At 62.7% G+C, this 15,186-nt stretch carries 12 protein-coding genes; 9 read left to right on the top strand and 3 right to left on the bottom strand.

Going from position 1 to position 15,186, the window contains the following annotated elements; translation table 11 throughout:
* Window positions 1–40: 40 nt before the first annotated feature.
* Window positions 41–487: a ribonuclease HI gene (gene rnhA, locus AC3WLT_RS05485; RefSeq protein ID WP_492590898.1), complete on the bottom strand. Its 447-nt coding sequence runs from the start codon at window positions 485–487 to the stop codon at window positions 41–43.
* Complete coding sequence (locus AC3WLT_RS05480) at window positions 484–1,335, bottom strand: class I SAM-dependent methyltransferase (protein ID WP_492590897.1); 852 nt, start codon at window positions 1,333–1,335, stop codon at window positions 484–486. Before AC3WLT_RS05480 ends, rnhA begins: the two co-directional genes overlap by 4 nt.
* A gap of 17 nt (window positions 1,336–1,352) precedes the next feature.
* On the opposite strand from AC3WLT_RS05480, the gene gloB reads away from it, so the two are divergent.
* The 7 genes from gloB to AC3WLT_RS05445 all read left to right on the top strand — a co-directional run bounded on the left by gloB (window position 1,353) and on the right by AC3WLT_RS05445 (window position 11,605).
* On the top strand, window positions 1,353–2,144 hold the full coding sequence (gloB, locus tag AC3WLT_RS05475; RefSeq protein WP_492590896.1) for a hydroxyacylglutathione hydrolase: 792 nt from the start codon (window positions 1,353–1,355) through the stop codon (window positions 2,142–2,144).
* Window positions 2,145–2,300: 156 nt separating this feature from the next.
* The gene (locus AC3WLT_RS05470; RefSeq protein WP_492590895.1) at window positions 2,301–3,995 is read left to right on the top strand and encodes a transglycosylase SLT domain-containing protein; all 1,695 of its coding nucleotides are present in this window, start codon (window positions 2,301–2,303) and stop codon (window positions 3,993–3,995) included.
* A gap of 198 nt (window positions 3,996–4,193) precedes the next feature.
* Entirely contained in the window at window positions 4,194–5,435 is a 1,242-nt protein-coding gene (locus AC3WLT_RS05465) for an MFS transporter (protein WP_492590894.1), read from the top strand.
* A 472-nt stretch (window positions 5,436–5,907) separates the two neighbouring features.
* A complete protein-coding gene (carA, locus tag AC3WLT_RS05460; RefSeq protein WP_492590893.1) occupies window positions 5,908–7,062 on the top strand; it encodes a glutamine-hydrolyzing carbamoyl-phosphate synthase small subunit in 1,155 nt (384 codons plus the stop codon).
* A 128-nt stretch (window positions 7,063–7,190) separates the two neighbouring features.
* Window positions 7,191–10,445 carry a carbamoyl-phosphate synthase large subunit gene (carB, locus tag AC3WLT_RS05455; protein ID WP_492590892.1) on the top strand — a complete coding sequence of 1,085 codons (3,255 nt, stop codon included), beginning with the start codon at window positions 7,191–7,193 and terminating at the stop codon, window positions 10,443–10,445.
* Between the two features lie 153 nt (window positions 10,446–10,598).
* Window positions 10,599–11,075, top strand: coding sequence for a transcription elongation factor GreA (gene greA / locus AC3WLT_RS05450; protein WP_492590891.1), 477 nt, complete (start codon window positions 10,599–10,601; stop codon window positions 11,073–11,075).
* Between the two features lie 20 nt (window positions 11,076–11,095).
* Window positions 11,096–11,605, top strand: a complete 510-nt coding sequence (locus AC3WLT_RS05445; protein WP_492590890.1) for a DUF4149 domain-containing protein — start codon at window positions 11,096–11,098, stop codon at window positions 11,603–11,605.
* Window positions 11,606–11,695: 90 nt separating this feature from the next.
* Here the strand turns inward: AC3WLT_RS05445 and AC3WLT_RS05440 are convergent, their stop codons facing one another.
* A complete protein-coding gene (locus AC3WLT_RS05440) occupies window positions 11,696–12,220 on the bottom strand; it encodes a YhbY family RNA-binding protein (RefSeq protein ID WP_492590889.1) in 525 nt (174 codons plus the stop codon).
* Window positions 12,221–12,403: 183 nt separating this feature from the next.
* Between AC3WLT_RS05440 and AC3WLT_RS05435 the strand changes: the two genes are divergently transcribed.
* Entirely contained in the window at window positions 12,404–13,066 is a 663-nt protein-coding gene (locus AC3WLT_RS05435; RefSeq protein ID WP_492590888.1) for an RlmE family RNA methyltransferase, read from the top strand.
* A gap of 192 nt (window positions 13,067–13,258) precedes the next feature.
* A complete protein-coding gene (gene ftsH, locus AC3WLT_RS05430) occupies window positions 13,259–15,148 on the top strand; it encodes an ATP-dependent zinc metalloprotease FtsH (protein ID WP_492590887.1) in 1,890 nt (629 codons plus the stop codon).
* Window positions 15,149–15,186: the final 38 nt, after the last annotated feature.

Below are 15,186 nucleotides of genomic sequence, written 5' to 3'. Positions count from 1 at the left end.
GGCGCGCGTGAGTGCCGCGCCGCGTGCATCGAGGCGGGCATCACATCTCTGCAAGCGATGCGACGCCGCGATTGGCGAGTTGATCCGCGCGCTCGTTTTCCGGATGACCGCTGTGGCCGCGCACCCAGCGCCATTCGATTTCGTGTTGCGCGACCAGCGCATCGAGCCGTTTCCAAAGATCGGCATTCTTCACCGGCGTCTTCGCGGCGGTCATCCAGCCTTTCTTTTTCCAGCCGTGAATCCACTCGCTGATGCCTTTTTGCACGTATTGCGAGTCGGTATGGACGACGACTTTGCATGGACGCTTCAGCGCTTCGAGCGCGGCGATCACGCCCATCAGTTCCATGCGGTTGTTGGTGGTGTTGGCTTCGCCGCCGAACAGTTCTTTTTCCTGGGCGCCGAAGCGCAGCAGCGCGCCCCAGCCGCCGGGGCCGGGGTTGCCCTTGCAGGCGCCGTCGGTATAAATATCGATGAGATCAGAAGTCATTGGGTGTGGTTGCGTGTATTCGGTGTGGCGGCGGGCGTGAGGCCCGCGGCAAGGACGGGTTTTTTCACTTTCAGCGGGCCGACGAGGTGCATGCCGCGCACGCGCTTGATCGCCTTGATCATGTAGGTGGCGCCGAAAATCGGCCACCAGCGGTCGCCGGCGGCCTCCATGAAGCCGTAACGCGAGAGCCACTGATCGCTGCCAAGCGGCGGACGATAGCAGCCGAAGCGCCCGCGTTCAAGGTCGAAACCGAGCAGCTTGATCCAGTCCTTCAGGCGCGTGAACGCAATCAGATCGACCGCCGCGGGCACGAACGGCCGGCCGGTCATCTTGCCGACCGACTGCCGCGCACCCCACAGCGACAGCGAATTGAAGCCGAGAATGATCAGCTGCCCTTCGGGCATCAGCACGCGCTCCGCTTCGCGCAATAGCCGGTGCGGATCGCTGGTGAATTCCAGCGTGTGCGGCATCACGATCAGATCGACGCTTTGTGCTTCGAACGGCAAGTCGAGCAGATCGCACCACACTGTGCTGCGCCCGGCCGGCGCGGGCAAACCCGCGGGTGAACCTTGCACGGCGCCGTTGCCGGGGCCATTGCCTGCCTGCGCCGGGCCGCGCGGAAAAGCGTAGGGCGCGCTGGCGCCGCTCGCGGCGTCGAGCACGAGGCCGCGGCACGGCATGCGGTTTTCGCGCAAGGCGTCGAGCTGCGGCAGGCCGAGTTGCAGCGCATGGTAACCGAACACGTCCGACACCACGCGGTCGAGCTGGGTCTGTTCCCAGTCGAGCACGTAGCGCCCGGGGGGCGAATCGGTCCACGCGGGCCAGTCTATAATCGCTCGATCAGTCATATCAAAATGCGTCGCCTATGAATGCGCTCGAGTACGTACCGGTCCCGGCGTTTGAAGACAATTACATCTGGCTCGTGTCAGACGGACACCATGCGGTGGTCGTCGATCCGGGTGAGGCCGCGCCTGTTCGCGCTTATCTGGCGAAAAGGGGTTGGCGGCTGAGCGCTATTTTACTCACGCACCATCATCAAGACCACGTCGGCGGGGTGGCCGATCTGCTGAACGGCCAGGCGGTGCCGGTGTACGGCCCCGCCGGTGAAGCGATCGAGCATCTCACGCATCGTCTCAGAAATGGCGATCGCGTGAATATTGAGGCGCCCGCGCTCGAATTCAGCGTGCTCGACGTACCGGGGCATACGAGCGGTCACATTGCGTATTTTCAGGCGGCCGATCCGCGCGGCACACCGCACGTGTTTTGCGGCGACACGCTGTTCGCGTGCGGCTGCGGCCGGCTTTTCGAAGGCACGCCCGCGCAGATGCTTGCATCGCTCGATTCGCTTGCTGCGCTGCCCGGCGCCACCGAGGTCCACTGCGCGCACGAATACACGCTGTCGAACATTCGCTTCGCGCTGGCGTGCGAACCGGGCAACGCCGAACTGCAGGCATGGCGCGACGAGGTGAGCGCGCTGCGCGCGCGTCAAGTGCCGACGCTGCCGACCACCATCGCCCACGAACGCGCGGTGAACCCGTTTTTGCGCGCCGACAAGCCGGCGATTCAAACGACCTTGCAGGAGCAGTTGCACGAAAAAGTGCCTGACCGGTTGACCGCATTCACACTGATGCGCGAATGGAAGAACCGCTTCCGTTGACCGGATTGGCATAAGGGCATTGCTCACGCGAAGAATCGCGAAAATTCGCCAAGCCTAAGATTTGCTTGGTTTTTTCGTAATTTTCCGATTGACGTAAACGTTGCCGTTTCGTACTATCGGCTGCAAATTCCAGCCCTTGTGGAAGCCGAGACGTTCATGAGATTTATCTTTAGTGCGTTGTTGGTTCTGACGCTCGCCGCCTGCGCGAGCCAGGGACCAGCGACGAATAGCCCGACCACCGCAACAAACCCCGCCAGTCAGGAAGCCGTAGCCGACGCCCTTCGCAAGACAGCCACCGCCAAAGAGACGATTAACGTCGACCAAGGCTCGGTCACTCAACTGACGAGCGCGGACGCCGACCTGTGGGGCCGTATTCGGCGTGGTTTTCAAATGCCGGATCTGCAAACCGACCTCGTCGACATGCAGGTCAACTGGTATGCGCAGCGCCCCGACTACGTCCAGCGCATGACGGAGCGCTCGCAGAAGTACCTGTATCACATCGTCGAGGAGCTCGAGGCGCGCCATATGCCGACCGAGCTCGCGCTGCTGCCGTTCATCGAATCGGCGTATAGCCCGCAAGCGTTGTCGGTGGCGAAGGCGGCCGGCATGTGGCAGTTCATGCCGGGCACCGGCCGCACTTACAACCTCAAGCAGAACATGTGGCAGGACGAGCGCCGCGACGTGCTGGCCTCGACCAGCGCCGCGCTCGACTATCTGTCGCGCCTGCATGACATGTTCGGCGACTGGCAGCTGGCGCTCGCCGCGTACAACTGGGGTGAAGGCAACGTGCAGCGCGCGATCGCGCGCAACGAAGCGGCGGGTCTGCCCACCGACTATCTCAGCCTGCGCATGCCGAACGAGACGCGTAACTACGTGCCGAAGCTGCAGGCGGTGAAGAACATCGTGATGAACCCGCAGATGTACGGGCTCGCGCTGCCGTCGATTCCGAACCACCCGTATTTCGTGACGGTGACCACCTCGCACGACATCGACGTGGAAATGGCGGCAAAGCTCGCGAATCTTTCGCTCGACGAATTCCGTTCGCTGAATCCGTCGTTCAGGAAGCCGGTGATTCTCGGCGCCACGCAGCCGCAAATCCTGCTGCCGTTCGACAACGCGAGCGCCTTCGAGCGCAATCTGAAAACCTACTCCGGTTCGCTGTCGTCCTGGACCACCTACACGGTCACGGAGCGTTCGGCGCCGGCGGCGATCGCGCAAAAGATCGGTGTCGACGCCGACACGTTGATGGAAGTAAATAAGATTCCGGCCGGCATGCGTCTGAAGCCGGGCTCGACGATCGTCGTGCCGCGCGCTTCGGACGACGACGAGGACATCAGCGCGGACGTCGCCGAAAGCGCCGTGCTGGCGATGGAGCCCGACGTCCCCGATACCCGCAAGATGCTGATCCGCGTGCGCCGCAATCAGACCATGGCGGCTATCGCCGTGCGCTACGGCGTCTCGGTCGGTCAGCTGAAGGCGTGGAATCGCACGCATCGCGATCAGGTCTCGCGTGGCCAGGTGATCGTGCTGCACGTGCCGGTCGGCAAGGCGATGCCGAGCGAACCCGGCCCCGAGCGCATCGCGACGGACGTGCAGGGCGGCGGCGTCGAGAAGATCGGCACCCGCGTCGCAGACACAAGGAACGATTCACGCTACGACAGGAAGAAGGGGCGTGGCCGGTCCGCCGTGGTGAAGGTTTCCGAACCGGTGGGCAAAGCCAGCAAGCCGACAGCATCGGGCGCCAGCAAGGGCAAGGTGACGAAGGTGTCGGCTTCCACGTCCAGCAAGGCGTCGAAGGCCGCGGCAGACAGCCGCCCGAAGACCGCGGCCAACGCGAAGAAGGGTAAGTAGACCAAAAGCGGCTCCCACGGGAGTGACCACATGCGCTGCGGGGGCAGCGCGTGAATTGCGCTCCGATCACACCGTGTTTTTTCCAACGCCGTCTCCTGTGGTGACGGCGTTTTTCATTCTGCAGATTATTTCCGGCGAATTGGGCTGGTTTGCTTTATCTTTCGTGCTTCGGCCAGATCGGCAGTCCATTCTCCGTTTATGTCGTCGACCCAGCTCCGCGTTTTTCTGCTCTTTTCCGCCGGTTACTTCGTCTCGTACGTATTTCGCGGTGTCAATCTCGGCTTTGCGCCCGTCATCACGCGCGATCTCGGCTTGTCGGCCGCCGACCTCGGTTTGCTGACCAGTCTGTACTTTCTTGGCTTCGCGGGCGCGCAAATTCCCGCCGGCGTGCTGCTCGACCATTTCGGCGCACGCCGGGTGACGGCCGCCACGCTGTTGTTTGCCGCGGCGGGGATAGGGGTGTTCGGCGCGGCGCACAGCGTCGGCGTGATGATGCTCGGGCGCCTGCTGATTGGCGTCGGCGTATCGGTGTGTCTTGGCGCCGCCTTCAAGGCGTTGGCGCAGCATTTTGCGCCGGCTCGCTTGCCGCTGATGAACGGGCTGGTGATGGCGGTGGGCGGTCTGGGCGGCGTGATGGTCGGCTCGCCGCTCACCTGGGTGCTGACCTTCGCGGGTTGGCGCGCGGTCTGCGTCGGGCTGGGTCTCCTGACTGTGCTGGTCGCGGCGGCGCTGTGGACGCTCGCACCGGACACAAGGGAAACCCACCATCAGGCGAGCGTCGGCACTCAGTTCAAAGGCACCTTGCACATCCTGAGAAGCGCGGCGTTCTGGAAGATCGCGTCGTTTTCGGTTGTCACTCAAGGCGTGTTCTACGCGATTCAGTCGCTCTGGGTCGGCGCCTGGCTGCGCGACGTGCAGGGTGTCGAGCCGCGTGAAGCGGCTGCGCTGGTATCGATTCTCGGCTTCGCGATGATGGCCGGCTGCGTTGGCTTCGGCGCGGCGGCGCGCAGTCTCGAGCGGCGCGGGGTGTCGCTGTACGCGTTCTGCGGCATGGGCATGGCGTTCTTCGTCCTCACGCAGTTGCTGATCATGTTCGGCGCGCCGCTGCCTGCCGGGCTGCTGTGGGCGGCGTACGGAATTTTCGGCGGGACCGGCATTCTCAGCTACGCGGTGATGGCGCGGCATTTCCCGGCGCAGATGATCGGCCGGGCCAACACCACGCTGACGCTGATCATTTTTTTGCTGATTTTCGGATTTCAGATCGGCGTCGGCGCCGTGTTATCGCACTGGCCGGCGAGCGGCGGCCACTATCCGGCGGCCGCGCATCTGAGCGCCTGGGGCATTCTGGTGGCGTTGCAAGTATTGAGCGCGATCTGGTACGTATTGCCAGGCCGCACGCAGATTCATCCGGCGCACGTGCACGCGGAACGCCAGTCCTGAGCGGGCTGTTCGCGGTTATCAGGTAGAGCCGTCGCCGGCGTCGCGTCTGCGTCCCGCGTCTGCTTCCCATTTGCCGCGCCGATCCTGATTCTGGCTCGTGCAAATTTCCTCAGACAGCTTGCGCGTCAAGCGCAGCAAGGCTCTGGCAGAAATCAGGAGGCGCCTTTCCACGTCCGCTAGTCATCTCGGATTTGGAGGGAATGGTGGTTTCAGGCTATAATTTGAAGGTTTGAGCTTATCAACCCGCACCCTAGCGTCTACCTCTCCCATACCGTTCATCCGCCGCGCGCCGCCAGCGTAGCAAGGGCCCCGCACCCAGCCGATCCGTCTACACAATGGACCCGTCGCGCCCCTTGCAGCGTAGGCAGCAGACCGCGAGCGAGCCTGCGCCCGCATCTTCGCCGATGCGCCTTGCTGCGGCTCGCAGTCGGATAGACAGGTCGGCAACAGGGTGTTCCCCAAGGAGTCTCCCGTGTTGCCGTCATTTTCTCCCGCTCTGCTCGCGCTCGCCGACGGCACGGTCTTTCGTGGTTACTCGGTCGGCGCCCCAGGGCATACGATCGGCGAAGTCGTGTTCAACACCGCTATCACTGGCTATCAGGAAATCCTGACCGACCCGAGCTACGCGCGTCAGATCGTGACCCTCACGTATCCGCACATCGGCAACGTCGGTGTGAATGCCGAAGACGTCGAAGCCACCAAAGTCCATGCCGCCGGCCTGATCATTCGCGATCTGCCGGTTCTCGCCTCGAACTTCCGCATGGAGCGTACGCTCCCGCAATACCTGCAGGATGAAGGCGTGGTCGCCATCGCCGGGCTCGATACTCGCAAGCTGACCCGCGTGCTGCGCGACAAGGGTGCGCAGAACGGCGCCATTCTGGCTGGCTCGGATGACGAAGCGAAGGCAATCGAACTCGCGCGCTCGTTCCCGGGCCTGTCGGGCATGGACCTCGCGAAGGTCGTGTCGACGAAGGAAACCTACGAATGGACCCAGACCGAATGGCGTCTGGGCGAGGGCTACGGCAAGCAGAACGCGCCGAAGCACCGCGTGGTCGCATTCGATTACGGCGTCAAGTACAACATCCTGCGCATGCTGGCTGAACGCGGCTGTCACGTCACCGTGCTGCCGGCGCAAGCCAGCGCGGCTGACGCGCTCGCGCTCAACCCGGACGGCATCTTCCTGTCGAACGGCCCGGGGGACCCGGAACCGTGCGACTACGCGATCGCGGCCACCAGGGAACTGATCGAGCGCGGCATCCCGACCTTCGGCATCTGCCTCGGCCACCAGATCATGGGCCTCGCGGTCGGCGCGAAGACGATGAAGATGAAGACCGGCCATCATGGCGCGAACCATCCGGTGAAGGATCTGGACGACGGGCGCGTGGTCATCACGTCGCAGAATCACGGCTTCGCGGTCGACGCCGACACGCTGCCGGCCAACGCCAAGGTTACCCATGTATCGCTGTTCGACGGCACGCTGCAAGGCTTCGCGCTGACCGACAAGCCGGCGTTCTGCTTCCAGGGTCACCCGGAAGCGTCGCCCGGCCCGCACGACATCGCCTATCTGTTCGACCGCTTCACCGCGTTGATGGATGCGAAGAAGGCCGGCAAGTCCGCAGCGGCATAAAGGCCTCGGCAGCGCGCGGCTCGCCACACCCCTGGGGGCGTCGCGGAGCCGCACACAACAGAGCGCGTGCAACGTAGAAACGACGCGCGCCGACGGAAAGAATTCAGGAATACATTAGCGAGAGCGTTATGCCCAAGCGGACAGACATCAAGAGCATCCTCATCATCGGCGCGGGTCCGATCATCATCGGCCAGGCGTGCGAGTTCGACTACTCGGGCGCGCAGGCATGCAAGGCGCTGCGTGAGGAAGGCTACAAGGTCATTCTCGTCAACAGCAATCCGGCGACGATCATGACCGACCCGAACACGGCCGACGTGACCTACATCGAGCCGATCACGTGGGAAGTGGTCGAGCGCATCATCGCCAAGGAGCGCCCGGACGCGATCCTGCCGACGATGGGTGGCCAGACCGCGCTGAACTGCGCGCTGGATCTGCACGCGCACGGCGTGCTGGACAAGTACAAGGTCGAGCTGATCGGCGCGTCGCCGGAAGCGATCGACAAGGCGGAAGACCGCCAGAAGTTCAAGGACGCGATGACCAGGATCGGCCTCGGCTCGGCCAAGTCGGGCACCGCGCATTCGATGGAAGAAGCGCTGCAGGTGCAGGCGAAGATCGCCGCGGAAACCGGCAGCGGCGGCTATCCCGTCGTGATCCGTCCGTCGTTCACGCTGGGTGGCTCGGGCGGCGGCATCGCGTACAACCGCGACGAATTCGAAGAGATCTGCAGGCGTGGCCTCGATCTGTCGCCCACCCGCGAATTGCTGATCGAAGAATCGCTGCTCGGCTGGAAAGAGTACGAGATGGAAGTGGTCCGCGACAAGAAGGACAACTGCATCATCATTTGCTCGATCGAAAACCTGGACCCGATGGGCATCCACACCGGTGACTCGATCACCGTCGCGCCGGCGCAAACGCTCACCGACAAGGAATATCAGGTGCTGCGTAACGCGTCGCTCGCGGTGCTGCGCGAGATCGGCGTGGACACGGGCGGCTCGAATGTGCAGTTCTCGATCAATCCGAAAGATGGCCGGATGATTGTGATCGAAATGAACCCGCGTGTGTCGCGTTCGTCGGCATTGGCGTCGAAGGCCACCGGCTTCCCGATCGCGAAGGTCGCAGCGAAGCTCGCCGTCGGCTACACGCTGGACGAGTTGAAGAACGAAATCACCGGCGGCCAGACCCCGGCGTCGTTTGAACCGACCATCGACTACGTCGTCACCAAGATCCCGCGTTTCGCGTTCGAGAAATTCCGCGAAGCCGATTCGCGCCTGACCACCCAGATGAAGTCGGTCGGCGAAGTGATGGCGATCGGCCGCACCTTCCAGGAATCGTTCCAGAAGGCGCTGCGCGGTCTCGAAGTCGGCGTCGACGGTCTGGACGAAAAGACCGACAACCGCGACGAGATCATCCGTGAGATCGGCGAAGCCGGTCCGGATCGCATCTGGTATGTCGGCGACGCGTTCCGTGTCGGCATGAGCGCGCAGGAAATCTTCGAAGAAACCTCGATCGATCCGTGGTTCCTCGCGCAGATCGAACAGATCATCCTGAAGGAAAAGGCGTTGCAGGGCCGCACGCTCGCGAGCCTGTCGAAGGAAGAGCTCAAGTACCTGAAGCAAAGCGGCTTCTCGGATCGACGCCTCGCGAAGCTGCTCGGCGCGAAACCGGCGGAAGTGCGTCAGCGTCGTATCGAGCTGAACGTGCGTCCGGTCTACAAGCGCGTCGACACGTGCGCGGCCGAGTTCGCCACGAAAACCGCGTACATGTACTCGACCTACGAGGAAGAGTGCGAAGCGAACCCGACCAGCAACAAGAAGATCATGGTGCTGGGCGGGGGCCCGAACCGGATCGGCCAGGGCATCGAGTTCGACTACTGCTGCGTGCACGCCGCGCTCGCCATGCGCGAAGACGGCTACGAAACGATCATGGTCAACTGCAACCCTGAAACGGTTTCGACCGACTACGACACGTCCGATCGTCTGTACTTCGAATCGCTGACGCTCGAAGACGTGCTCGAAATCGTCGACAAGGAAAAGCCGGTCGGCGTGATCGTGCAGTACGGCGGTCAAACCCCGCTGAAGCTCGCACTCGATCTCGAAGCGAACGGCGTGCCGATCATCGGCACGTCGCCGGACATGATCGACGCCGCTGAAGACCGCGAGCGTTTCCAGAAGCTGCTGCAAGACCTGGGTCTGCGCCAGCCGCCGAACCGCACCGCGCGCGCCGAAGACGAAGCGCTCAAGCTCGCCGACGAAATCGGCTATCCGCTGGTGGTGCGCCCGTCGTACGTGTTGGGTGGCCGCGCGATGGAAATCGTCCACGAGCCGCGTGATCTCGAGCGCTACATGCGCGAGGCCGTGAAGGTGTCGAACGATTCGCCGGTGCTGCTCGACCGCTTCCTGAACGATGCGATCGAATGCGACGTGGACTGCATTTCTGATGGCGAAGCCGTGTTCATCGGCGGCGTGATGGAGCACATCGAACAGGCGGGTGTGCACTCGGGCGACTCGGCTTGCTCGCTGCCGCCGTACTCGCTGTCGAAGGAAACCGTTGCAGAGCTCAAGCGCCAGACCGGCGCGATGGCCAGGGCGTTGAACGTGGTCGGCCTGATGAACGTGCAGTTCGCGATCCAGCAAGTGCCGCAGGCGGATGGTGCGAAGGAAGACATCATCTACGTGCTGGAAGTGAACCCGCGTGCGTCGCGTACGGTGCCGTACGTGTCGAAGGCGACCAGCCTGCCGCTGGCGAAGATCGCGGCGCGTGCGATGGTCGGCCAGAAGCTCGCGCAGCAGGGCGTGACGAAGGAAATCGATCCGCCGTACTTCAGCGTGAAGGAAGCGGTGTTCCCGTTCGTCAAGTTCCCGGCAGTCGACCCGGTGCTCGGACCGGAAATGCGTTCGACCGGTGAAGTGATGGGTGTGGGGCAGACGTTCGGCGAGGCGCTCTTCAAGTCGCAGCTCGCGGCGGGTTCGCGTCTGCCGGAGTCGGGCACGGTGCTGTTGACCGTGATGGACGCCGACAAGCCGAAGGCCGTCGAAGTCGCGCACATGTTGCACGAGCTCGGCTATCCGATCGTCGCGACCAAGGGCACGGCTGCCGCGATCGAAGCGGCAGGCGTGCCGGTCAAGGTCGTCAACAAGGTGAAGGACGGCCGTCCGCACATCGTCGACATGATCAAGAACGGCGAGATCGCGCTGGTCTTCACGACCGTCGACGAAACCCGCGCCGCGATTGCCGATTCGCGCTCGATCCGCATGAGCGCGCAGGCGAACAAGGTCACGTACTACACGACGATGTCCGGCGCGCGGGCCGCAGTGGAAGGTTTGCGCTATTTGAAGAACCTGGAAGTCTATGATTTACAAGGACTCCACGCTCGCCTAAACTAAGGCTTCGAATATCTGTCCAGGATGTAAGTGCCGCGGTTAAGCGGCGTTCCGCAGATGCTTGAGCCCGGGTTTCCCCGGTGCTCTGGCCCGCGCGGAATGCACTTAACCGCGGTGATTTTTTTTATGGCCGTTTTTTAGCCTCTAGAGTTGTTTATGAGCACTATTCCATTGACGAAGCGCGGCGCAGAAATGTTGCGCGATGAATTGCAGCGCCTGAAATCGGTTGAACGTCCCTCGGTGATCAACTCGATCGCGGAAGCGCGTGCCCAGGGCGATCTGTCGGAAAACGCGGAATACGACGCGGCGAAGGAAAAGCAGGGTTTCATCGAAGGCCGTATTGCCGAAATCGAATCGAAACTGGCCGGTGCGCAAGTCATCGACCCGTCCAAGGTGGACGCGGACGGCCGCGTGGTGTTCGGCGCGACGGTGGAACTGGAAGACCTCGATTCGGGTGCTTCGGTCAAATACCAGATCGTCGGCGACGACGAGGCGGACATCGATGACGGGCTGATTTCGATCAGTTCGCCGATCGCGCGCGCCTTGATCGGCAAGTCGGAGGGCGATGTTGCATCGGTCCAGGCGCCGGGTGGCGTGCGCGAGTACGAAGTCGTCGCGGTGAGCTACGTTTGAAGGTGGCCCCGGTGTCCTTGATGCCGCATCGACTGTTTCGTCTGCTGACCGTGTTGTGGGTCGGCAGTTTGCTGACGACCGGCTATGCGGTCGCGCCGGTGCTGTTCACCTCGCTGGACCGGATGACGGCGGGTGCGGTTGCGGCGCAATTGTTCCGTATCGAAGGTGTACTGGGTGCGGTATGCGGCATCTTGCTGCTCGGACTGGCCAATGTGCTGGTTCGCCGCGGCAGCGACGCATATCGCCGCTTGCGCTGGCTGATCGCCGGCATGCTCGTATGCGTGCTGGTGGGTTACTTTGCGTTGCAGCCTTTCATGAATGCCATGCGCATTGCCGCGCTCGAAGCGGGCAGCGACGTCGGGCATTCGGCTTATGCGACGCGCTTCGGCATTCTGCACGGCGTGTCGAGTCTGTTCTATCTGATCGAGAGCCTGCTGGGCCTGGCGCTGGTGTGGAAGCTGCCGGTGGGTGTCGGCGTAGCGGCGGCGGAGCAGGGCGCTCGAGCTTCCGCTGGGAAAGTGGCCGGCTGAGTGAGGCTCGGCGGCGCCGCAAGCGTCGCTTCGGTTTGCCCAGGCGGCACACGTTAAAGTGCGGACCTTGCCCGCACCGTCATCATTCGCTTACTTCGACTGATGCGCGCGCTTCGCGCTGGTCTGGCGCTTCTTGGCCCGCTTGATGTTGCCGCCTTGCGTTACGCGTTCATTGCCGCGCACCACGACGGCTTTCGCCTTCGGCTTGCGCATCGGGATCTCGCTGGGCTTCACGACCGTGACCACGCGAGGCGCGCGGCCTTTACCCGGTTTGGCGTCGACCGCGGCTTCGCGGGCGCTCGGCAGGGCGCCGCGCCGCGCCTTCACGGCCGGTTGCGCGGCTTCCGGCTTCCAGATCACCAGCAGCTTGCCGATATGCTGGATCGGCGCGGCGTTGAGCTTGTCGCAGATCTGTTCGTAGATGGCGATGCGTTCCTCGCGTTCGTCGCCGAACACGCGGATTTTGATCAGCTGATGCGCGCCAAGGTGGACCTTGATTTCGGCGAGCACGGCGTCGGTCAACCCTTCGGCGCCGACGAGCACGACCGGTTTGAGCGCATGTGCCTGGGAGCGCAACTCGGCGCGTTGGTCGGAAGAGACTTTGAGGGCTGGCATGGAAAGTGGGAGACTCGACTAAAATGGCGGCACCTGCATTTCCGAGAGATTCGGCATTTTGCGCAGGGCGGCGCGTCAGAACAACAGAATCGCGGATGACTGCCAGTTTTGGCGGTGGCCGCGCGAATTAACCGCGTATTATCCCCTAAAGCGCGACATCACGCAGCAAGAGTTCAACGTTTAATGGCAAAAAACAAGTTCAATACGGCGTGGTTGCACGATCACATCAACGACCCGTACGTAAAAATGGCGCAACGGGAGGGTTATCGCGCCCGCGCAGCCTACAAGCTCAAGGAAATCGACGAGCAGGACAAGCTGATCCGGCCCGGCCAGGTGATCGTCGACCTCGGCTCCACGCCGGGCAGCTGGAGCCAGTACGCCCGCAACAAGCTCGCCAAGGGCACGCAACGCGACGCCGAGCGCGAGGGTGGCATTGACGGCACCATCATCGCGCTGGACATCCTGCCGATGGAGCCGATCGCCGACGTCCATTTCATTCAGGGCGACTTCCGCGAAGACTCGGTGCTGGTCCAACTGGAAGAATTAGTCGGCGAGCGCCAGGTTGATCTTGTAATTTCGGATATGGCGCCCAACCTGTCGGGAGTGGCGGTGGCGGATGCCGCGCGGATCGAGCATTTGTGCGATCTCGCGCTGGAATTCTCGCAAAATCACTTGAAGCCGGATGGTGCCCTTTTAGTCAAATGCTTTCACGGCAGCGGTTACAGCCAGATTGTCGAAAAGTTCAAGCATCAGTTCAAGGTGGTGGCGGCCCGCAAGCCGAAAGCGTCGCGGGACAAATCGTCAGAAACGTTTATTTTGGGTAAGCATCTGAAGCGGCCAGCATGAAAGGGGCGCTGCAGGACAGTTCCGGATGGGCCGATAAGGGCTCCGTGGCGCCGGAAAATGGCGCTGCAACAACCCGCTACGCTATTTCTGTGGTAGCGAAACCTTATGGCAGGGGTCTGCGGACTGGATTAGAATGCTTTCGTGGTGCCGCAAGGCAAATGTAGGCGCCCGTCTAAGTGAAGGAGTGGTGCTTTGAACAACAATATGTTTTCGAAGGCAGCAGTGTGGCTGGTTATCGCACTGGTGCTGTTTACGGTGTTCAAGCAGTTCGACAAGCCCCGTGTCCAGGAAGGCGTTTCCTATTCGCAGTTCATGGACGACGCGAAGAACGGCAAAGTCAAGACTGTCATCGTTCAGGGGCGGAACCTCACGGTCACTCCAGCAGACGGCCAGAAGTACCAGATCGTGTCGCCGGGCGACATCTGGATGGTCGGCGATCTGATGAAGTATGGCGTTCAGGTGAGCGGCAAGGCCGATGACGAACCGAATGCGCTGGTGTCCGCGCTGTACTACCTCGGGCCGACGATCCTGATCATCGGTTTCTGGTTCTACATGATGCGACAGATGCAGGGGGGCGGGAAAGGCGGTGCGTTCTCGTTCGGCAAATCCCGTGCGCGTCTGATCGACGAAAACAACAACGCAATCAATTTCACCGACGTCGCCGGTTGCGACGAAGCCAAGGAAGAAGTCTCCGAACTGGTCGACTTCCTGCGCGATCCGCAGAAGTTCCAGAAGCTCGGTGGCCGCATTCCGCGCGGCGTGCTGCTGGTCGGCCCGCCGGGAACCGGTAAGACGCTGCTGGCGCGCGCTATCGCCGGCGAAGCGAAGGTGCCGTTCTTCAGCATCTCCGGTTCGGACTTCGTCGAAATGTTCGTCGGCGTCGGCGCGGCCCGCGTGCGCGACATGTTCGAGCAGGCGAAGAAGCATGCGCCGTGTATCGTGTTCATCGACGAAATCGACGCGGTCGGCCGTCATCGCGGCGCCGGCATGGGCGGCGGTAACGACGAACGCGAACAGACCTTGAACCAGATGCTGGTCGAGATGGACGGCTTCGAGGCGAACTCGGGCGTGATCGTGATCGCTGCAACGAATCGTTCGGACGTGCTCGACAAGGCGTTGCTGCGTCCGGGCCGATTCGACCGCCAGGTGTACGTGGGTCTGCCAGACATCCGCGGCCGCGAGCACATCATGAAGGTTCACCTGCGCAAGGTGCCGATTTCGAACGACGTCGACGCTGCGGTGATCGCACGCGGCACGCCGGGCTTCTCGGGCGCCGATCTGGCGAACCTCGTGAACGAAGCAGCCTTGTTCGCGGCGCGCCGCGGCAAGCGCATCGTCGAAATGACGGACTTCGAAGACGCGAAGGACAAGATCTTCATGGGGCCGGAGCGCAAGTCGGCCGTGATCCGCGAAGAATCGAAGCGCGCCACGGCGTATCACGAGTCGGGTCACGCGGTGATCGCCAAGCTGTTGCCGAAGGCCGATCCGGTGCACAAGGTCACGATCATTCCGCGCGGCCGTGCGCTGGGCGTCACGTGGCAGTTGCCGGAGCATGACAACGAAACGTATTCGAAGGACTACCTGCTGGATCGTCTCGCGATCCTGTTCGGCGGTCGTGTCGCGGAAGAACTGTTCCTGAACCTGATCAGCACCGGCGCATCGGACGACTTCAACAAGGCGACGCAGACGGCTCGCGCCATGGTGGCTCGCTTTGGTATGACGGATGCGCTCGGACCGATGGTGTACGTCGACGACGAAAACGACGCAACGCCGTTCGGCCGTGGCTTCACGCGGACCATTTCGGAAGCGACGCAGCAGAAGGTCGATGCGGAAATCCGCCGCGTGCTGGACGAACAGTACAATCTCGCGAAGAGCCTGCTGGGCGAGAACCGCGACAAGGTCGAAGCCATGACCGCCGCGCTGATGGAGTGGGAAACGATCGACGCCGATCAGATCAACGACATCATGGCAGGCCGTCCGCCGCGTTCGCCGAAGAGTTCGCCGCCGTCGGCAAGCGACGCCTCGTCGGGCGGCAGCCCGGGCACCGAGGTCAAGCCGGGCAGTGCAACAGCGCCGGCCTGATAGGCGACAGGAAGAAAGTGCGGGCCGGTGTGATTCAC

The organism is Paraburkholderia sp. FW306-2-2C-D06C (genome assembly GCF_058781505.1).
The sequence above is the reverse complement of the archived record's forward strand: the minus strand, read 5'-3'. Positions and strand labels throughout refer to the sequence as shown.